This is a genomic window from Klebsiella sp. HMSC09D12 (assembly GCF_001808475.1).
Lineage (GTDB): Bacteria > Pseudomonadota > Gammaproteobacteria > Enterobacterales > Enterobacteriaceae > Klebsiella > Klebsiella oxytoca.
The window spans coordinates 24436-41659 of record NZ_KV793485.1; the positions used below are offsets into that span (position 1 = coordinate 24436).

Annotated in this window: 26 protein-coding genes; 25 read left to right on the forward strand and 1 reads right to left on the reverse strand. The window is 54.0% G+C overall.

The window, feature by feature from the left end; genetic code table 11:
- The first annotated feature begins 175 nt into the window (after positions 1-175).
- Together HMPREF3178_RS16935 and HMPREF3178_RS16940 are read left to right on the forward strand one after the other, a co-directional pair.
- On the forward strand, positions 176-961 hold the full coding sequence (locus HMPREF3178_RS16935; protein WP_004111223.1) for an SDR family oxidoreductase: 786 nt from the start codon (positions 176-178) through the stop codon (positions 959-961).
- Positions 962-1035: 74 nt separating this feature from the next.
- On the forward strand, positions 1036-1461 hold the full coding sequence (locus tag HMPREF3178_RS16940; RefSeq protein ID WP_228705138.1) for an HAD family hydrolase: 426 nt from the start codon (positions 1036-1038) through the stop codon (positions 1459-1461).
- A 315-nt stretch (positions 1462-1776) separates the two neighbouring features.
- Here the strand turns inward: HMPREF3178_RS16940 and HMPREF3178_RS16945 are convergent, their stop codons facing one another.
- Positions 1777-2373, reverse strand: coding sequence for a helix-turn-helix domain-containing protein (locus HMPREF3178_RS16945; protein ID WP_064355301.1), 597 nt, complete (start codon positions 2371-2373; stop codon positions 1777-1779).
- Between the two features lie 147 nt (positions 2374-2520).
- Between HMPREF3178_RS16945 and HMPREF3178_RS16950 the strand changes: the two genes are divergently transcribed.
- The 23 genes from HMPREF3178_RS16950 (at position 2521) to HMPREF3178_RS17065 (ending at position 17031) form a co-directional block, all read left to right on the forward strand.
- Positions 2521-2790, forward strand: a complete 270-nt coding sequence (locus HMPREF3178_RS16950; RefSeq protein WP_004114533.1) for a helix-turn-helix domain-containing protein — start codon at positions 2521-2523, stop codon at positions 2788-2790.
- A gap of 13 nt (positions 2791-2803) precedes the next feature.
- The gene (locus HMPREF3178_RS16955; RefSeq protein WP_004114535.1) at positions 2804-4903 is read left to right on the forward strand and encodes a Mu transposase C-terminal domain-containing protein; all 2100 of its coding nucleotides are present in this window, start codon (positions 2804-2806) and stop codon (positions 4901-4903) included.
- 36 nt (positions 4904-4939) lie between these two features.
- Complete coding sequence (locus HMPREF3178_RS16960; RefSeq protein ID WP_004114537.1) at positions 4940-5887, forward strand: AAA family ATPase; 948 nt, start codon at positions 4940-4942, stop codon at positions 5885-5887.
- Positions 5888-5891: 4 nt separating this feature from the next.
- Positions 5892-6131, forward strand: coding sequence for a hypothetical protein (locus tag HMPREF3178_RS16965; protein WP_004114539.1), 240 nt, complete (start codon positions 5892-5894; stop codon positions 6129-6131).
- A gap of 2 nt (positions 6132-6133) precedes the next feature.
- Positions 6134-6421: a helix-turn-helix domain-containing protein gene (locus HMPREF3178_RS16970; RefSeq protein ID WP_004114541.1), complete on the forward strand. Its 288-nt coding sequence runs from the start codon at positions 6134-6136 to the stop codon at positions 6419-6421.
- A 15-nt stretch (positions 6422-6436) separates the two neighbouring features.
- The gene (locus HMPREF3178_RS16975) at positions 6437-7054 is read left to right on the forward strand and encodes a DUF3164 family protein (protein ID WP_064355300.1); all 618 of its coding nucleotides are present in this window, start codon (positions 6437-6439) and stop codon (positions 7052-7054) included.
- Between the two features lie 80 nt (positions 7055-7134).
- Positions 7135-7629, forward strand: a complete 495-nt coding sequence (locus tag HMPREF3178_RS16980; protein WP_064355299.1) for a nucleoside triphosphate pyrophosphohydrolase family protein — start codon at positions 7135-7137, stop codon at positions 7627-7629.
- Positions 7622-7921 carry a hypothetical protein gene (locus tag HMPREF3178_RS16985; protein WP_049083279.1) on the forward strand — a complete coding sequence of 100 codons (300 nt, stop codon included), beginning with the start codon at positions 7622-7624 and terminating at the stop codon, positions 7919-7921. Before HMPREF3178_RS16980 ends, HMPREF3178_RS16985 begins: the two co-directional genes overlap by 8 nt.
- A gap of 290 nt (positions 7922-8211) precedes the next feature.
- Entirely contained in the window at positions 8212-8766 is a 555-nt protein-coding gene (locus HMPREF3178_RS16995; RefSeq protein WP_004114550.1) for a gp16 family protein, read from the forward strand.
- A complete protein-coding gene (locus tag HMPREF3178_RS17000; protein WP_004114552.1) occupies positions 8763-9161 on the forward strand; it encodes a Mor transcription activator family protein in 399 nt (132 codons plus the stop codon). Before HMPREF3178_RS16995 ends, HMPREF3178_RS17000 begins: the two co-directional genes overlap by 4 nt.
- A 5-nt stretch (positions 9162-9166) precedes the next feature.
- Entirely contained in the window at positions 9167-9490 is a 324-nt protein-coding gene (locus tag HMPREF3178_RS17005) for a hypothetical protein (RefSeq protein ID WP_004114554.1), read from the forward strand.
- A 103-nt stretch (positions 9491-9593) separates the two neighbouring features.
- Complete coding sequence (locus tag HMPREF3178_RS17010) at positions 9594-10172, forward strand: glycoside hydrolase family 108 protein (protein ID WP_064355297.1); 579 nt, start codon at positions 9594-9596, stop codon at positions 10170-10172.
- Positions 10173-10174: 2 nt separating this feature from the next.
- Positions 10175-10393, forward strand: a complete 219-nt coding sequence (locus tag HMPREF3178_RS31765) for a hypothetical protein (protein ID WP_004114558.1) — start codon at positions 10175-10177, stop codon at positions 10391-10393.
- Positions 10386-10793: a hypothetical protein gene (locus tag HMPREF3178_RS17020; protein WP_064355296.1), complete on the forward strand. Its 408-nt coding sequence runs from the start codon at positions 10386-10388 to the stop codon at positions 10791-10793. Before HMPREF3178_RS31765 ends, HMPREF3178_RS17020 begins: the two co-directional genes overlap by 8 nt.
- A complete protein-coding gene (locus HMPREF3178_RS17025; RefSeq protein ID WP_064355295.1) occupies positions 10781-11386 on the forward strand; it encodes a hypothetical protein in 606 nt (201 codons plus the stop codon). The genes HMPREF3178_RS17020 and HMPREF3178_RS17025 overlap by 13 nt, the downstream gene beginning before the upstream one ends.
- Complete coding sequence (locus HMPREF3178_RS17030) at positions 11383-11613, forward strand: TraR/DksA family transcriptional regulator (RefSeq protein WP_064355294.1); 231 nt, start codon at positions 11383-11385, stop codon at positions 11611-11613. Before HMPREF3178_RS17025 ends, HMPREF3178_RS17030 begins: the two co-directional genes overlap by 4 nt.
- Entirely contained in the window at positions 11594-11896 is a 303-nt protein-coding gene (locus HMPREF3178_RS17035) for a DUF2730 domain-containing protein (RefSeq protein ID WP_004114566.1), read from the forward strand. The genes HMPREF3178_RS17030 and HMPREF3178_RS17035 overlap by 20 nt, the downstream gene beginning before the upstream one ends.
- A 9-nt stretch (positions 11897-11905) precedes the next feature.
- Complete coding sequence (locus tag HMPREF3178_RS17040) at positions 11906-12193, forward strand: VpaChn25_0724 family phage protein (protein WP_004114568.1); 288 nt, start codon at positions 11906-11908, stop codon at positions 12191-12193.
- A 2-nt stretch (positions 12194-12195) separates the two neighbouring features.
- Positions 12196-12471, forward strand: coding sequence for a hypothetical protein (locus HMPREF3178_RS17045; RefSeq protein ID WP_004114569.1), 276 nt, complete (start codon positions 12196-12198; stop codon positions 12469-12471).
- Positions 12461-13039: a DUF3486 family protein gene (locus HMPREF3178_RS17050; protein ID WP_064355293.1), complete on the forward strand. Its 579-nt coding sequence runs from the start codon at positions 12461-12463 to the stop codon at positions 13037-13039. Before HMPREF3178_RS17045 ends, HMPREF3178_RS17050 begins: the two co-directional genes overlap by 11 nt.
- A complete protein-coding gene (locus tag HMPREF3178_RS17055) occupies positions 13036-14625 on the forward strand; it encodes a terminase large subunit domain-containing protein (RefSeq protein ID WP_064355292.1) in 1590 nt (529 codons plus the stop codon). The genes HMPREF3178_RS17050 and HMPREF3178_RS17055 overlap by 4 nt, the downstream gene beginning before the upstream one ends.
- Positions 14625-16196, forward strand: a complete 1572-nt coding sequence (locus HMPREF3178_RS17060) for a DUF935 domain-containing protein (protein WP_064355291.1) — start codon at positions 14625-14627, stop codon at positions 16194-16196. Before HMPREF3178_RS17055 ends, HMPREF3178_RS17060 begins: the two co-directional genes overlap by 1 nt.
- Entirely contained in the window at positions 16189-17031 is an 843-nt protein-coding gene (locus tag HMPREF3178_RS17065; RefSeq protein ID WP_064355290.1) for a phage head morphogenesis protein, read from the forward strand. The genes HMPREF3178_RS17060 and HMPREF3178_RS17065 overlap by 8 nt, the downstream gene beginning before the upstream one ends.
- Positions 17032-17224 lie beyond the last annotated feature (193 nt).

A 17224-nucleotide genomic window follows, 5' to 3' on the forward strand; every position in this document is an offset into this window, starting at 1 on the left:
GCCAGCCTGGCATATTTCAGGTCAGGCTATACAAATCATCTCCCGGAGGCGGTGCTGCGCACCTGTCCGGGCTACCCGAAGGCACAAGCCCCGTAGCCCGGACAGGCGCAACGCGCCGCCTCCGGGAACGCCAACACCGGGCATGCTAAAGAATATTTTTTAGAGAGAAATAACTATGATCGCAAAAGATTTTGCCCAACAGCTATTTAATCTGCAGGACCGCGTAGCCTTTGTCACCGGCGCGGGCAGCGGTATCGGCCAGATGATTGCTTACGGACTCGCCAGCGCGGGGGCCCGGGTCGTTTGCTTCGATCTACGTGAAGACGGCGGTCTTGCTGAAACCGTCAAAAATATTGAGGCGATCGGCGGCGGAGCCTGTTTTTACACCGGCGATGTTCGTCAGCTTAGCGACCTACGCGCCGGCGTCGCGCTGGCGAAAAGCCGCTTTGGCCGCCTTGATGTCGCCGTAAACGCCGCCGGGATTGCTAATGCCAATCCGGCGCTGGAAATGGAAACCGAGCAGTGGCAGCGGGTTATCGATATTAACCTTACCGGCGTGTGGAACTCCTGTAAGGCGGAAGCCGAACTGATGCAGGAATCCGGCGGCGGCTCGATTATTAATATCGCTTCCATGTCCGGCATTATTGTTAACCGCGGCCTCGATCAGGCGCACTACAACTGCTCGAAAGCGGGCGTGATCCACCTGTCGAAAAGCCTCGCGATGGAGTGGATCGGCAAAGGGATCCGCGTTAACTCCATCAGCCCAGGCTACACCGCCACGCCGATGAACACCCGCCCTGAGATGGTTCATCAGACCCGCGAGTTCGAAAGCCAGACGCCGATCCAGCGCATGGCGAAGGTTGAAGAGATGGCCGGTCCGGCGCTGTTCCTTGCCAGCGACGCGGCATCATTCTGTACCGGGGTTGATCTGGTTGTCGATGGCGGCTTTGTCTGCTGGTAAGACGGTATAACAATGCGGGGAGCCTTCTCCGCATTTCCCTCCCTGACGATGATCACAGCACACAGGCAATCATTATGTATCGCCACTATCAGGCCCTGATTTTTGATATGGATGGCACGCTTTTTGACACCGAACCTTTGCACCGCAAAGCGTGGCTAAGCGTATTCGCTGCCGACAATATCGCCATTTCTGAAGAGGAGCTGATTCCGTTCAATGGTTCAGCGCCCTGGCAGGTGGCCAGCCAGCTTGTGGCTTTAAAAGGATTACGAGCCGATCCGTTCTCCCTGGCCGAGCGTAAAAAACAGGCGATCGAGAACTTGCTGCAGACGGTCGATATTCAGCTTTTACCGGCCATGAAGATTTTACAGCAGTGGCAGGGCAAAATTCCCCTGGCGCTGGGAACCGGAATGTTACTAGGGAAATCATTTGATATTACCGGGAAGAGATTGGATCAAGCGGGAACCCGCGGGATTGCTGGAATGATAAGTTTAGGCATTTGATACCAACTCAAGGGTAGATAGCTGGTTTTGGATTAAATTTGATACTGATACTTTATTAGTGTTAAGTCACTTCAGATAGCGTTCAAACTGACTGCTAATGCTATTTAGACATTAGTGCGGTTCGCTGCTAGATGGTTTCTTTAGCCCTCCATCAAAAGAACATCAGCGTTCTTATCATTTCGGTGTTTCTTTTCGGCTGATAATGGCATAACCATTTGTTGTAGAATGATTTTCTAAAGAAGCTATTTGAAGGTACTCATTCCTAAAAGAAACAATCTCTTTTGCTTTGCTAACAGTTAAACCTGCCAGACGTCCCTATCCGGCCTTTTTGTCACTCTTTGATAGGGGTGGTGTAGTTATGATCCCACCGGTTTCAGCATCGCCCCCTTTTACTTGGTTGTAAAGCCTAAGAACCCGCTCTCTTTCGCTTTCTGATAACTGCAGGAAATCACTGACGGTCGTTGTCCCGTTTAGAGCAGATATGATGCCGGAAATCCCATGCGCAATGATAACGTTAGATAGAGTCTCTCTTTGCGACTCACTCAGTAAGTCCAGAACCGTTCCAACGCCGCTCGAATATATGTTCGGATTGTCACTTTTATCTTGAACATGGTTGTCATTAGGCTGTTTTCCCTCTATCTCGCCAGTCAGAAGCCAAGATGGAGAACAATCTAAAACATGGGCTAGGATACTAAGCCGGTCTAGAGTTGGATAAGTTTTACCTATCAAATAGTTACGTATGACCGTATCTGACATATCACACATTTCCCCCATTTTTACATTAGATGTGATCCCTTTGGCGTCCATCGCTTGTTTCAAACGCTCTCCAAAACGGTTTATTCCATATCCAATTAAAAACCGATCTAAGTTTTTTCGCACAAGATTGCGTTTTTCTTCGTAACTGTTTGACATTTAGGTTAAATCCCCTGTTTCAGCTCTGCCCTTAACCTCCAACAAAAAACCGAATATAAATTTGACATCGGTTTTTTGTTGGAATAAATTTAAATGAATCCGATAACCGTTTTTGATTATCGAATTAGATAAACCAGAGAGGATCACATGATGCAGCTGTTGAAGCAAGATCTGACCAAAGTATTCATCGAGCCAGGACAGGACTGGTCCAGTAAGGCGATCATCGCAGCACTGGACAAAAAAGGTGTTGATTTACAGGATATTGAGAAAGAACTCGGTCTGAAAAGCGGTGCTGTTCGAAATGCTTTCTATCGTAAATGCGTCCGTTATCAGGAAGTGATCGCACAAAAAATCGGAGTTACGCCAGAGGTTATCTGGCCTAGCCGTTATGTTTCTGACAAAGAACTGAACGACTGACGGAGGAAATGGAATGTCTCTCTGGTTAACTGCGCGGGAGTGCGTGAATTTACCTGGTCTTCCAGGCCGCGAACATAATATCCGTATCAAACTGAACAAGTTTGCTGAGGGTAACTCCAGCCTTGTCCGTAAACGTACCGGCAGCAAGGCGTTTGAATTCCATATTGACTGCCTCCCAGAAGTGGCGCAGCAGGCGCTCCGTGCTCGCCAGATTAAAGAACTGATGAACGGTTCACCGAAAGAGCTGCCTGTCGCCCCTGTTACCGCATCGACTGCGCCACGCGTCAAAGGTGCCGAGGAAAGCAAAATCGCGGTGTACCGCAAATGCCCGGCGCTGATGGAGCAGAAGCTGAACGGTCTGACAGCAGCACAGCGCCAGACTGCTGACGCGCGTATGGCGCTGGTCGTTGAAGTGCTGCGCCTCGGTGAACTGCCGGGATACAGCCGGGCAAAAGCTATTCGCGAGATTGTGCGTCAGGCTCAGAGTGGTGAACTACCTGAGCGGCTGGCTGCTGCCGTCTCAATGGCGAACGCCAAAAAAGGTGCGTCACGGTCGCTGAGTGAAATATCACTCAAGCGCTGGGTGGCGGATTTTAATAAGACCCGCTCCGCAGCTGAACGTCTTCTTTTGCTTGCACCGGGCAAACGTCAGGTTGTTAAGCCGGAAGAAATCAGATGGTTGCCAGAGTTCCTGAGCTTTTATCGTCGGCCTGACGGGCGCGGTATTCAGGAGGCATACGATGATTTTGCTGCTGAATGGGCTGAGCGTTATCAGGATGATGCCCTGATGGCCGCAGCAATCCCTTCTTACGATCAGGTGTGTTATGCCATGAATAAATTACCGGTAGTGGTTAAACAGAAAGGCCGTATCACCGGCAGTGAGTTCCGCCAGTATGAGGGCTTTGTCCGCCGTGACTGGGAGTCACTTCCGGTTAATTACGTCTGGATTGGTGACGGCCACGGTATGAAGATGAAAGTCGCCCATCCTGACCACGGCAACCCGTTCTCGCCGGAGGTGACGTTTATCCTGGATGGTAGCTGCCGTTATATTGTCGGCTGGAGTCTGGCGCTGTCTGAAAGTGTGATAGCCGTTGCCGATGCCCTGCGCCACGGCATTAAAAACCATGGCAAGCCCTTCCTGTACTACTCCGATAACGGTGGTGGTGAGACCAATAATACCTTTGATGCGGAGCTGACCGGTATTCTGCCCCGCCTCGGTATCGATCACCGGCTGGGAATCCCTGAAAACCCGCAGGGGCGAGGTATTATCGAACGTCTCAACCGTTCTCTGGCCATGCGTATTTCGCGCCAGTTCGCCACCTACTACGGCACTGGCGCAGACCGCAGCACCGTTCGCCGCATGACAAAAGCGCTGCAGTCGGCGACGAATGCAGCGAATAAAGGGAAAGAGCTGACGGCAAAACAGCAGCAGACCCTGCGCGATCTGCCCTCATGGGAATCACTCATTGAGCACATTGAGGCCGGTGTGGAGTGGTACAACAACCGCCCGCATGAGTCTCTGCCGCTTCGTGGTGATGGTGAGCACTTCACTCCGGCGCAGTTCCGCCGCTATAAGCTGGAGAAAGAAGGGACAGAAATCGAGTGGCTGTCGGAGCTGGAGCTGCGCGAGATGTTCATGCCGCAGATAGAGCGTACCGTCAACCGCTGTGAGGTCCGTTTATTCAATAACCTGTATTACTCCGCTGAGCTGAATAACGAGCACGGTAATAAAGTGCTGGTTAATTACGATATTCACGACGCAACAAAGGTTGTAATTCGTCGTCTGGATGGTTCCTTTATTTGTGAGGCTGTCTGGGATGGTAATAAACAGCAGGCATTCCCGGTCACTGCTGAATATCACCAACGCCAGCAACGCATCAAAGGGATGCGCCAGCGTGGCGAGGAGAAAGTCCGTCTGGCCGAGGCTGAGAACGTCCACACCCTGCCAGCTCCGGCAGAGCAGGAATGGCTGCATGGCAACGTCTATCGCCCCACTCGCGGTGCGACACCGGTTGCGCTGGCGGAAGTGGAGGATGCGGAATACAGCGAGGATGAATATCTGAATAACTCGCTGGATATTCTGGAATCAAATAAGCGTAAAAACGCGATTTAAAACCATTTAAATACCCTTCAAATAATGGAGTTAATTATGTCTGAGGTGAATATTCCCGATATTCGCGAGGTTCTGCGCAACCTTGTCGATGGTAACCGCTTTACTTTTGCTCAGGTTGCCCGTGAAACCGGCTTATCAACCGGTGTGGTCAGTGGCTTCATGAACAACAAATATGCCGGTGATAACGACCGCGTCGAGAAAGCCCTGCAGCGCTGGGTCAATAAACAGCATTCTGCTGCAGAACTGCCGGAGCCGCCGCGCTTTATTGAGACCCCAACCGTTAAACAAATATGGACAGCCTTCCGCTATGCGCACCTGACGGAGTGCATCGGCGTGGTTTGCGGTAACCCCGGTGTCGGCAAGTCAGAAGCCGCCCGCGAATATCGCCGCAGTAACGATAACGTCTGGATGATAACCATCACCCCTTCATGTGCAAGTGTACTGGAGTGCCTGACCGAGCTGGCCTATGAGCTGGGGATGAATGATGCACCTCGCCGTAAGGGACCGCTGGCCCGCGCACTGCGCCGCCGTCTCGATGGCACTCAGGGTCTTGTCATCATTGATGAAGCTGACCATCTGGGTGCTGAAACGCTCGAAGAGCTGCGTCTGCTGCAGGAGGCCACCCGCGTCGGACTGGTGCTGATGGGTAACCACCGCGTATACAGCAACATGACCGGCGGTAATCGTACCGTTGAGTTCGCCCGTCTGTTCTCCCGTATTGCCAAGCGTGTCGCTATTAATAAAACCAAAAAGGCCGATGTGGCCGCGATTGCCGACGCCTGGCATATCACCGGTGAAAAAGAGCGTGATTTGCTCCAGCAGATCGCACAGAAGCCCGGCGCACTGCGTATCCTTAGCCACTCCCTGCGGCTGGCGGCGATGACGGCTCACGGCGCGGGTGAAGCTGTCAGCGAAAGCTACATTCGCAAGGCACTGCGTGATCTGGATCTGGATGTTGATGTTTCAACGTTACTGAGGGGTTAACACCATGATTACTGAACGTATTGCTGAACATGTTGGTATGGCCACCGCTGCGCAGGCATGGCTGCAGGCGCGCGGTAGTCGTGTTACGGAGATGCGGGTGTGGATGCGTCGCCCGTGTCTGGAAATCACCTGTCCGCCGACTGAACTGGTGAACAGGGCTAATCATCTGATTGAACGCTGCCCCACCGGGACCCGTTCTGTGTGGATGGCCACCCTTGAAGGCTGTCATGTTATCTGGAGGTAAGTATGGAAAAGCGCCGTATGTGGACTAAGCAGGAAATTCAGTTCGTTCGTGAAAATGCCGGAAAGCTGACGTCACAGCAGATTGCCGACAGGCTAAACCGCACCCGTCAGGCTATTCAGTCTCAGGCTAACCGCTGGGGCTTGTCGGTTCTTGTTCAACCAGCAGATGCGCATGATGCTTATCTTTGCCGCGAGCTTTATAAAGAGGGACTGACCATTCCGGTTATTGCCGAAAAGATGGAATTAAGTCGTCGGGTTGTTTCGAATATTGTTTTTTCAGAATGCTATTAATTCAGTGAGGCTTTGATGAATACTTTAAATACCATCCCGGAAGGTTACCGGATTAACGCTCAGGGTCATTTAGTTCCTGAATCACAGATTAAACCGCTGGATAAGCTGCGTGATGAAATGGTGCTCGGCATCGTTGAGGCAGCTCGTCTGCAGCGTCAGTCGCTGGTCGAGTTCAAGCTCGGCTCTATGGCGAAAATCGGTGATTTTATCGACCTTTCAGCAGCGGAGTACGGCGTGGAGTATGGCGGTGCCAAAGGCAATGTCACGCTGGCCAGCTTTGATGGCCGTTATAAGTTGGTTCGGGCTGTGGGCGAACATCGTATCTTTGATGAGCGCATTCAGGCAGCGAAAAAGCTGATTGATGACTGCATTCATGAATGGTCTGCCGGGGCTAATGAAAAGATTATGGCAATGGTCGATCATGCCTTCCGTGTCAATAAACAGGGCCGGATTGATATCAATCAGGTTCTGGGTCTCCGCTCACTGAATATTGACGATGCCAAATGGAATGAAGCGATGGATGCCGTCGCGGACGCGATTCAGGTGACGGGAACCAGTCAGTACCTGCGTTTATATGAGCGTCAGGATGATGGAACTTATAAGCAAATATCGCTGGATTTAGCCAAGCTCTGAATATTCGTTAATTAATTTTATTTAATTTCCGGCGTCAGCGCCGTGGGGTTGCTCACGCCGAAAATCAGTAGGGACATATTATGAATCCGAAAACAAAAGGTATTTTTGAGGCCGCATTCGCAAAATGGGGCTTCGACTCTCAGGTGCTTGTACTGGCGGAGGAAGCCAGCGAATTATCAGCTTCCTGCGTCCGTTTTATTAATCACAAGACTGGTAGCGACAAAGTGGCAGAAGAAGCGGCGGACGTCGAGATCATGATTGAGCAACTGCGACACAACGGGATGGGAACCATGATAGATCATGAAAAAAATCGCAAGATGAATCGGCTGGCGCAGATTGTTGGCATGGAATCTCAGTCAGTCAGTCCCTTTGGTCCTTCCGTTCTGGGGCTGCTGGAGGAAGCCAGTGAACAACTGGGGCTGGCTGAGACCCTGTATCGCGATACCCAAACCAGCAACCGCTATGCCGCCGCCCGCGCCCGTATGGCCGTCAGTCTACTGATGCAGGCGGCTCAGAAGATGATCCGCGAACAACAGTATGCCGAACGTATGCAGGCGGAGGTGAAAAATGTCTGAAGCAAATAAGTATCCAGTTATCTCTCTGGAAGATGCATATATTGATAACGGGCTCCTGGTCCGTATAAGAGAAATTGTCGAGATGGCGATAGAAAACAAAATCTCGGTAAAGGAAATGCTGAATATTATTCAGCGTGAAGTGGATTTAATTGACGACCAGGTATCACTACATAACAGAAAAGCCCGCGATAAGATCGTACGTCGCGAGCTTGGTCTTAATGACTCCGTCATCCTTACAGGCAGGGAGTATGCTGCTGTTTTCAGTTTATGGAAGAAAAGCCCGGAGGATTAGTCCTTCAGCGTGGCTTTAAGGTTATCCAGATGCCAGTCGATATCGATTGCGTGATGTTCGCGGATCTCGTCGGCTCTGGGTGCCTGGTTGCGGGCCAGTTGCAGGATATCGATGACTTCGTCCCGGCTGAGAATACCTTTTTTGTTCAGAGCAATAAGTATATTCCCCGCCATAGTGAAGGCTGCGATATCAAATGGAACTTCTTTGTTATTGGCTGGCATTTTCATTTCCTTATTAATTTAAACAACGGTGGCGGTGTTGCAGCACCGCCATTCTTCGGAGGTACGAGCATGAGCCGCACATCCATGATTAAGGTAATCCATATCGCGAGGCGTGATCTACACCTTGACGATGACACTTACCGCTCCCTGCTGGGGGCGGTAGTTCCCGGCAAGTCGAGCTGTCGCGAGATGACCATCATCGAGCTGCAGAATGTTATTCAGGCGCTGGAGGCTAAGGGGTTCAAAAGCAAACCTCAGCGCCGCTCTAAGCGCCGCATGTCTGCCCCGTCAGATGTGAGCCTGAAAATCCGCGCAATATGGAAAACGATGTTTAAAGAGGGTTTTATCCGGGACGGTAGCGATGTTGCGCTCGACCGTTTTGTCCAGCGCCAGACACGTATCCGTAATGGCGGCGCTGGTGTCTCCAGCCTGGAATGGTTGCGCGGTGATGCCGAAGCGAATTTCCTTGAGAGCCTGAAGCAATGGCACATTCGGGCGATGAGAGAGGCTATGTTAGCACACCGCCTCCGGCTCCCTGAAAATCCGGTCACCGGCGAAGAAAGCCGGGACTATGACACAATCTGCAGCGCTTACGCTGACGCAGCCAGAAGGTGGAAAAAATGAGTATGAATGACGATCTCTTTGGTGATGTGCAGGACGACAGCATTCTGGATCACATCGACGGTGAGATGGAAAGCTCCCGCTTTCCGTCGTTATTGGCCGAACTGAACGCTTTATTGCGTAAGGAGCTTGAGCGCTTTGGCTATGACCCGCGCCACTCCATTGAACTGGTCGCAGCCATCAGCAGTAAAATCGGTGGGATGCAGATTTATTTTCCTCGCGGTCAGGTGCTGGAACAACTCATCAGGGATATGCGCATCTGGCGAGATTTCAAGGGGAATAACATTCCAGAACTGGTCGAACGCTACCAGGTCACCTACAAAACAGTGTATAAAGCTATCAGGCGTATGCGCAGGCTGGAACTAAGTAAACGTCAGTATTCGCTGGACATGGAGTGATAAAAATGATTGGTGGTATTTTTATAAATTTAGTGATTATTGTATGTTGCTTCTGGGTGTTTTTTGATGCAGCAAACAATCATATTGGAATGCATACTGTTAAAGATGGAGTTAACAAAGGCTACAGAAGCGGTTTGTCTCCTATCGTTTGGGGTGCTAGTTCTTTATTTATTTTTCCATTCTTTATCTATTTATACAGGAGAAAAACACTGCTTTCTATTGCTAAGGAATACCCTGTACAAACGGATAAAAGCACTGGCTTTATAATTGTTTTTTTGATTGTATCTGCGGTGATGATTTACTCATTCAAAGATTTTCTATTTATCTAGTCCAATCAAACTTAAAGGAAGCCGGTTAATCCGGCTTTTTTTATGCCTGCCACAAAATGAGAAGGAACCCACATTTACCTTCTTCCTTGTAAAAGGTGCAGGCATGACAACATCATTTACCCCCGCATTTTCTCACGCGCTCGCTTTCGTTCTCGCCCGCGAAGGTGGTTATGTTAATGACCCGACCGACAAAGGCGGCGAAACCAAATACGGCATTTCCGACAGGCGCGATGGTCTTGCCGATGGCAAAACCGACGTGGATGGTGACGGTAAACCAGATACTCGAATTAAGGACCTGACCGAAGAACAGGCCGGACAGATTTATTTCCGCGATTACTGGTATCCGGCTTATTGCACTGACTGGCCAGACGGTATCTCACTCTTTGTCTTTGATTCCTCCGTGCAACATGGCGCTAAAAAAGCGATCCAGCTCCTGCAGGATGCAGTGGGCGTCACCGCTGATGGCATTGTCGGCCCCAAAACCACCAAAGCAGTAATCGGCGCTGATGCCGAATGGCTGCTGACCCGCTGTTTTCTGCGCCGTTCCCGCTATTACGCCGAGATCATCAAAGCCAATTCTTCGCAGGGTAAATACCTCAATGGCTGGTTTAACCGTCTTGATGAGCTGGCGAACGCCTGTCAGGAGGTCGTCGGTGGTCAGGTCTCGGTTCCCCGGAGCTGAGCATGGGTAAGGGCTGGGATTCATCGTTACGCGCGGGGCGGCGGGACCGCCTCCGTCAGGAGGTACTTCACATGGTAGCCGGTGGCCCTCCGCCCGTTCCACAGGACTACACAGGCTGTGACGGTACTCATGCCAGCTACTACCGCAAAGGCTGGGACTCCGTCGATACAAGAGACATCGTCTGGCAGTGCCAGCGATACAAGGAAAAACATCATGTTTAAATCGTTGAATACCGACTGGCTGAAGCTGGCATTGCTCCGGGTATTTCAGTCCGGCTGGACGGTGGTGATCCTGGTGGGATTGTCGCTGCTGTTCTGCAGCTTCACTGGCCGTCAGGCGTTTATTGTCTGGTGGCTCACTTTCGCCGGTGTGCTGTTAATTGGGGCGAGCGTATGGCTCGGCAATCTGCCTTACCGTCTGCTGCAGCCGGGTAATTCTGCTCGCCGGTGGTCAGGTATGTTGTCCTGGATAATCTGGGGAGCTGGTTTCCTGTTGCTGGCCGTCGCTCCCGCGAATGCAAAAGACCCGTGGTTCCTGCTGTTTAATCCGCTGGCTGGACTGACTGCCTTCCTTCTCTGGTTATGGGCTTCACATAAGGAGCCCCTCAAATGGATCCGATAACCCTTTCCACAGTGGCCTCCGTTCTGCTCAAAGCCGGGCCTTCTCTGGTCCGAACTGTCGGAGGCTGGTTCGGCAGCGATACCGCAAGAGCCGCCGACTCGGTGGCCAGTATTGTCGAGACCGTCAACGGTGCCATCAATCCCGCCGACCAGCAGCGTGTTCTGGAGCTGAAGCTGGCGCAGTTGCCCCCCGAACAGCTGGTACAGCTGGAAACCCTCAAGGTACAGCTGCAGCAGTTCCAGCTGGAGCGGGACAAGGCACTGATGGCCGACCAGCAGGCCGCGCAACATGAACAGCAGGAAACCATCCGCAACGGCGATAACGCGACGGACGAATATGTCCGCCAGACCCGCCCGCTGATGGCCCGCTTATCCCTCTACAGCAGTATCGCTTACGTGATGATCATGTCGCTGGGCCAGCAGGCTGGCGCAGTAGCCGGTGCCTTTGGCCACGCGTTTTCCATGCCCGAACCGGACTGGGATATCGCGCTCATGCTGGCGACCCCGGCGCTGGGCTATCTGGGTTTCAGGACGCTGGACGGTTTCGCCCGGTACAGCAAATCCAGCAAACACAAGGTCATGGTGGGTAAATGACTAAAGCATTTGATCGCGCCAGCGACCTTGAAATGGAAGAACGGGAACGGCTCTTAAACCAGCATTTAAAGCGCGTTAAAGAGCTGCCGGATGAGTACGGGTTCTGTAACGACTGCGGCGCAGCGATTCCGGCGAAGCGACTCCGGGCGCTGCCGTACGCAGTGACCTGCTTCACCTGTCAGACCATCAGAGAACATAAGGAGAAGCATGGGCTGGGAAATAATTAAGGGTAACTGGGCGATCATCTGGGCGCTGTTTATGTCCGCCGTGAACGTTATCCAGCTCCTGCTGGCCAAAACCTACGTCAAACGTGAGGAGCTGGAATTGTTGCGTACCCGTCTGCAGGGCATCGAAAACACCATTGCAGGACTTCCCAGCCAGAAAGACCTGCATCAGCTGCAGCTGGAAATGAGCAACCTGCGGGGCGATTTGCGCGAACTGGGCCCGGCGATTCGCCAGGTAAAACACGTCAGCGATCTGCTTCTGGAAAACGAGCTGAAGGAAAAATAAGAGGTGACTATGCGTGACATTCTCGACCAGGACCAGCGCCTGGTTATTCTGCGATCCCTTGTCGAATGCGGCGACAGTGCCAACGAGTCGATTCTGCAGACCTGCCTGCAGACGTATGGCCATCGCGTTTCCCGCGATACGGTGCGCACGCATCTGGCGTGGCTGCGTGAGCAGGGTCTGGTCAGTCTGGCGGATGTTTCCGGCTGTTATGTGGCTGAAATCACCGGTCGCGGTGATGACGTCGCCAGCGGTCTGGCTACGGTTCCGGGGGTGAAAAAGCCCCGCGCGAGGGGGTAATCATGGCGAAGAAAAAACCGTTGCCTGCTGCAGCGCGTAGTGCCATCAGACGGCTCGCTGCCGCGTTTGTCTGCGCTGAACTTGAGCTGCAGGTTGTGGCGAAGTTCGTCGAAGAAAAAACGGGCAAGCCCTATGACCGCAACGCTTCTGACAGTTATCTCAATTCGTTTCTGGATTCCGATCCAGAAGTTCGCCGTGTGTGGGAACTGATGCAGAAAGATATTGTATCCACCCGCAAAGACTTTGCCGACCGGCTGGGGAGAGACCGTGACTGCTGAACAACGCCCGACTCGTGGTCGCCCCTCAAAAATCGACCTGCTACCGGATGGTGTACGCGATCAGCTGCATCAGATGCTGCGTGAGAAACGTCATACCCAGGAAGAAATCCGCGAAGCGATTAATGAGCTTATCGACAGCCACAACCTGCCGGAGGATATGAAGCTCAGTCGCACGGGCCTGAACCGCTACGCCAGCCGTATGGAGGAGTTCGGAGCAAAGATTCGCGCCTCCCGCGAAATGGCGGAAATCTGGGCCGCGAAGCTGGGTTCTGCGCCAACGTCTGACGTCGGCAAATTGTTGATGGAATTCGTGAAAACGCTGGCGTTTGAAACGTCCATGTCAATGGCCGAAAGCGGTAAGACTGTCGAACCGAAAGCCCTCGGCCAGCTGGCGCTGGTTGCTCAGCGTCTGGAAGCGGCCGCGATGGCCAGCCACAAGCGCGAGAAAGAAATCCGCCAGGCCTTCGCCGAAGAGGCCGCCGCGCAGGCGGAGAAAATCACCAAAAGCGCCGGGCTGTCTGCGGAAACCGCCGCTGATATCCGTCGCCAGATTCTGGGGATCGTATGATGGCCGGACCATTGTCAGCGCAGGAACAGTTACGTAATCAGTCCGCCAGCGCCATTCTGGCGGGCGAGTTCGACGCGGATCAGGTGCTGCTGCCGTATCAGCGCCGCTGGATTGCGGACACGTCCCAGCTCAAGATTGCCGAGAAATCCCGTCGTACCGGCCTGACGTGGGCGGAAGCCGCCGAGGCGGCGCTCAGTGGGTCAATGTCACCTGAAGCCGGGGGAACCGACACCTTCTATGTCGGCACCACCAAAGACATGGCGCGTGAGTTTATTGACGCCTGCGCCATGTGGGCGAAGGCATATAATCTCGCGGCCTCCGCGATTGGCGAGGAAGCGCTGGAGGATGACGACAAGGACATACTGGTTTACGTCATCAACTTTGCCAGCGGCTTCAAAATCAAGGCGCTGTCGTCAAACCCTTCAAACCTGCGCGGTATGCAGGGTAACGTCATCATCGACGAAGCGGCATTCCAGAAAGACCTCGCTGCCGTGCTGAAAGCGGCGCTGGCGCTGACCATGTGGGGCTCTAAGGTCCGTTTGATCTCCACCCATAACGGCATTGAAAACCTGTTCAATACCATCATCACTGACAGCCGTGCGGGCAAGAAACGGTACTCCGTTCACCGTATTGATATCGAACTGGCCATCAGCGAGGGGCTGTATCGCCGTATCTGTCAGGTGACGAAAAAGCCGTGGTCACCGGATGCCGAGACGGAGTGGCTGGCGAACCTGCTGAGCGATACCGCCACCGAAGAAGACGCCCGCGAGGAATACTACTGCGAGCCGAAGAACGGCGGCGGCACCTATCTGGCCCGCTCCATCCGTGAACGTGCAGCGAGGGGAGCCGGTCCCGTTCTGCGCTTTACCGGCACGGCAGAATTCAATGCCATGCCGGAAATCATCCGGGCGCTGGATATGCAGGAATGGCTGGATCAGGAGGTGCTGCCCGTGCTAAACACGCTGCCGCAAAACCTTCGCCACTGCCTCGGCGAGGACTTTGCGCGGTCGGGCCACCTGACCGTTTTTGCGCCGATGACCGTCAACGATGACACCACCCGCACCGTGCCGTTCCTGGTCGAGCTGGCCAATGTGCCCTACAAGCAGCAGGAGCAGGCGCTGTTCTTTATCTGCGATCGGTTGCCCCGCCGCGACGGTATCAAGCTCGATGGCCGGGGGAACGGTAACTATCTGGCCGAACAGGCGGCGGAGAAGTACGGCGCTGAGGTGGAGGTGGTGATGCCCTCCGTCGCCCACTACCGCGAGAACATGCCGCGCTTCAAGGCCGCGTTCGAAGACGATGAACTGGTACTGCCGAAGCATGAGGACGTTATCAGTGACCTCGGGCAGATTGTCGTTCAGCGCGGGGTGCCGGGTATTGATGACCGGGAGAACACTGGCAGCGATGGCCACAAGCGTCACGGCGACAGCGCGTATGCGATCTTCCTCGCCTTTCTCGCCAGCAAAGAAGACTGCCAGCGCTACGAACTGCACCGTCTCAACAAACCCCAACAGCAGCGCAACAGCGACAGTCACCGTCAGTTGCGCATTACCCGTGGTCTTAAAAATCAGCGAGGACTGCTCTGATGCTGAAGAAACTCACCGGCGCAATCCGACGCCTGCTTAACCCGGCAACCGATGAAACCGTTGCCGTTAATGAAACCGACATGACCCGACCCGAAGCGCGGGCCAGAAGCGCCAGCGTCAGGCCCCCCTCTGCGGGTATCAGCGTGGCGAGCACCTTATCCCCGGCGAGATTAGCCGGGGTCCTGCGCAATGTGACCGAGGGAAACGCACGGGACTACTTCATCCTCGCCGAAGAGATGGAAGAACGTGACCTGCACTATGCCAGCGTATTACGTACCCGCAAGTTGACCGTAGCCGGTATACCTCCGGCAGTGGAAGCGGCGAGCGACGATGAGCATGACGTGCTGCTGGCTGATGCTGTTCGCGATCTGGTCGAACAGCCGCAAATCCCGGAATTGTTATTTGATCTGCTCGATGGCCTCGGTAAAGGCGTCGGGGTCTGTGAAATCCTCTGGAGTACCCGTGATGGCTGGATGCCTCGCGATTATGAGTGGGTTGATCCGCGTTTTCTGAAACCCGACAGCGATACGTTGCGTGAGTTTCGTTTGCTGACCGACGAACAACCGGTAGACGGTATTCCCCTGACGCCAGGTAAATATGTGATGCATTACCCGCGACTGAAGTCTGGACTGCCGCTGCGTAACGGTCTGGCCCGTCTGGTGGCGGTGATGTACATGCTCAAGTCGTTTACCGTGCGTGACTGGTGGGCTTTTGCTGAGAAATTTGGTATTCCCATCGTCGTCGGAAAATACGGGAATAATGCCAGCCCTGAGCAGATTAAGACCCTCATCGATGCTATCGCCTCCATCGCCTCTGATGCCGGGTGTGCCATCCCCCAGAGTATGCAGCTTGAGATGCAGGAGACGGCCAGCCGTAACGGCGGTGGTGCTCTCTTTAAAGAAATGGCGGAGTGGTGCGACGCCCAGACCAGTAAGGCCGTACTGGGGCAGACTATGACCACCGATGACGGCAGTTCGCGGTCTCAGGCCGACGTACATGACCGGGTGCGCATGGATATTGCCCGCTGGGATGCCCGTCAGCTGGAAAACACCCTCAATGAGTTTCTGGTCCGTCCGTTTATTCAGTTCAACTACGGCCCGCAGGAAAAGTATCCACGTGTGAAGCTGGCTATCAGCGAGCCGGAGGACCTCAAAGCCTTTGTCGATGCGCTTATCCCCCTGGTTGATCGTGGTTTGCGGGTGCAGGAATCAGAGGTCCGGGACAAGTTTGGTCTGGGTGAGCCGGAGACCGGCGCGGTGGTACTCTCGCCGTCCAACAGCTTCTCTGCCTTCAGCCCGGCACCGGCGCTCAACCGTGAGCAACTGGCGCTTAACCGCTCGCAGGACGATGCGATTGATGCGATGGTCAGCGAGGCGCTGAAGGACTGGGAGCAGACCGGCGATACATTTACCAGTCCGGTGCTGCAGCTGGCGAAAGACGCGGGGAGCTTTGAGGAGTTTCTGGCACGTCTGCCGGACCTGCAGAAGACGCTGGAACCTGCCGCGTTCGTCGAGCAGCTGGCGATGCTGAGCTTTAAGGCGCGGACACTGGGAGATGCGAACGATGGCTAAAGCTCCCGATATTATCCCCAAAGAGGCACTCGCCTGGCTGAACTCGAAAAAGCTGACGCCGGGCTTCGATTATCGCGATGTCTGGAAGCAGGAGCACAGCATCGGTTTCACCGTGGCGAAGATGACGCAGCTCGACCTGCTCTCTGACGTCAAAGCGCTGGTCGAAGACGCGATGGCCAGCGGTCAGTCTTTCGCTGAGTTCAGGGAGGTACTGAAGCCTCTGCTTGTGAAGCGTGGATGGTGGGGTCAGCAGATGATGGATGACCCGCTGACAGGTGAGACAAAGCCAGTGCAGCTCGGTAGCGATCGTCGTCTGCGTACCATCTACGATACCAATATGCGCACCGCCCGCAGCGCCGGGCAGTGGGACCGCATTGAGCGCACTAAACGCGCAATGCCCTATCTGCTCTATACGCTGGGCCCGTCCCGCGAGCACCGCGCCGAGCATCTGAAATGGGCGGATCTCTGCCTGCCCGTTGACGACCCGTTCTGGCAGACACACATCGGCCCCAACGGCTGGGGCTGTAAATGCGGGGTTCGCCAGGTCAGCAAATACGAGTACGATCAGTTACAGAAAAATGGCGTACCCCGCAACGTGCAGCAGCTCGACGACAGCGGCCAGCCAACCGGCCACGTTATCCGCCAGACCGTCCCGGTCCGCACCGAAGCGCCGCCCGTCAAACGGGTGAAGTGGGTCAACAAGCGCACCGGCGAAGAGGAGATAGTACCGGAGGGGATTGATCCGGGCTGGGACTACAATCCGGGTATGCGCCGACAGGCCGAACTGGAGCGCCAGCTGGCCGCGAAGCAAAGCGCCTTCGACAGTGATAGCTAAACGAGGCGGTAATCCGCCTCAAACGCGCTCAGAGACTTTACCGGCATTTGTGATACGATGATTCTCTGAAAATTTCTTAAACGCGCCACGGCGTTTTTGAACGGGGTTTGAACGCGGTTCCCCGCTGCGTTTCCCGCAACTCTTCCTTTATATACAGGGAAAGCGGTTAATCCACTTTCTTCTCCCCCATCGC

Excerpts from the sequence above, each read along its gene's own strand:
- HMPREF3178_RS16965 (WP_004114539.1), top strand. The coding sequence starts at position 5,892 with ATGATTACTGAACGTATTGCTGAACATGTTGGTATGGCCACCGCTGCG.
- HMPREF3178_RS16940 (WP_228705138.1), top strand. The coding sequence starts at position 1,036 with ATGTATCGCCACTATCAGGCCCTGATTTTTGATATGGATGGCACGCTT.
- HMPREF3178_RS16945 (WP_064355301.1), bottom strand. The coding sequence starts at position 2,373 with ATGTCAAACAGTTACGAAGAAAAACGCAATCTTGTGCGAAAAAACTTA.
- HMPREF3178_RS16995 (WP_004114550.1), top strand. The coding sequence starts at position 8,212 with ATGAGCCGCACATCCATGATTAAGGTAATCCATATCGCGAGGCGTGAT.
- HMPREF3178_RS17055 (WP_064355292.1), top strand. The coding sequence starts at position 13,036 with ATGATGGCCGGACCATTGTCAGCGCAGGAACAGTTACGTAATCAGTCC.
- HMPREF3178_RS16975 (WP_064355300.1), top strand. The coding sequence starts at position 6,437 with ATGAATACTTTAAATACCATCCCGGAAGGTTACCGGATTAACGCTCAG.
- HMPREF3178_RS16970 (WP_004114541.1), top strand. The coding sequence starts at position 6,134 with ATGGAAAAGCGCCGTATGTGGACTAAGCAGGAAATTCAGTTCGTTCGT.
- HMPREF3178_RS17010 (WP_064355297.1), top strand. The coding sequence starts at position 9,594 with ATGACAACATCATTTACCCCCGCATTTTCTCACGCGCTCGCTTTCGTT.
- HMPREF3178_RS16950 (WP_004114533.1), top strand. The coding sequence starts at position 2,521 with ATGATGCAGCTGTTGAAGCAAGATCTGACCAAAGTATTCATCGAGCCA.
- HMPREF3178_RS17045 (WP_004114569.1), top strand. The coding sequence starts at position 12,196 with ATGGCGAAGAAAAAACCGTTGCCTGCTGCAGCGCGTAGTGCCATCAGA.
- HMPREF3178_RS16935 (WP_004111223.1), top strand. The coding sequence starts at position 176 with ATGATCGCAAAAGATTTTGCCCAACAGCTATTTAATCTGCAGGACCGC.
- HMPREF3178_RS16980 (WP_064355299.1), top strand. The coding sequence starts at position 7,135 with ATGAATCCGAAAACAAAAGGTATTTTTGAGGCCGCATTCGCAAAATGG.
- HMPREF3178_RS16955 (WP_004114535.1), top strand. The coding sequence starts at position 2,804 with ATGTCTCTCTGGTTAACTGCGCGGGAGTGCGTGAATTTACCTGGTCTT.
- HMPREF3178_RS17030 (WP_064355294.1), top strand. The coding sequence starts at position 11,383 with ATGACTAAAGCATTTGATCGCGCCAGCGACCTTGAAATGGAAGAACGG.
- HMPREF3178_RS16985 (WP_049083279.1), top strand. The coding sequence starts at position 7,622 with ATGTCTGAAGCAAATAAGTATCCAGTTATCTCTCTGGAAGATGCATAT.
- HMPREF3178_RS17040 (WP_004114568.1), top strand. The coding sequence starts at position 11,906 with ATGCGTGACATTCTCGACCAGGACCAGCGCCTGGTTATTCTGCGATCC.
- HMPREF3178_RS17000 (WP_004114552.1), top strand. The coding sequence starts at position 8,763 with ATGAGTATGAATGACGATCTCTTTGGTGATGTGCAGGACGACAGCATT.
- HMPREF3178_RS17065 (WP_064355290.1), top strand. The coding sequence starts at position 16,189 with ATGGCTAAAGCTCCCGATATTATCCCCAAAGAGGCACTCGCCTGGCTG.
- HMPREF3178_RS17060 (WP_064355291.1), top strand. The coding sequence starts at position 14,625 with ATGCTGAAGAAACTCACCGGCGCAATCCGACGCCTGCTTAACCCGGCA.
- HMPREF3178_RS31765 (WP_004114558.1), top strand. The coding sequence starts at position 10,175 with ATGGGTAAGGGCTGGGATTCATCGTTACGCGCGGGGCGGCGGGACCGC.
- HMPREF3178_RS17005 (WP_004114554.1), top strand. The coding sequence starts at position 9,167 with ATGATTGGTGGTATTTTTATAAATTTAGTGATTATTGTATGTTGCTTC.
- HMPREF3178_RS17035 (WP_004114566.1), top strand. The coding sequence starts at position 11,594 with ATGGGCTGGGAAATAATTAAGGGTAACTGGGCGATCATCTGGGCGCTG.
- HMPREF3178_RS17025 (WP_064355295.1), top strand. The coding sequence starts at position 10,781 with ATGGATCCGATAACCCTTTCCACAGTGGCCTCCGTTCTGCTCAAAGCC.
- HMPREF3178_RS16960 (WP_004114537.1), top strand. The coding sequence starts at position 4,940 with ATGTCTGAGGTGAATATTCCCGATATTCGCGAGGTTCTGCGCAACCTT.
- HMPREF3178_RS17020 (WP_064355296.1), top strand. The coding sequence starts at position 10,386 with ATGTTTAAATCGTTGAATACCGACTGGCTGAAGCTGGCATTGCTCCGG.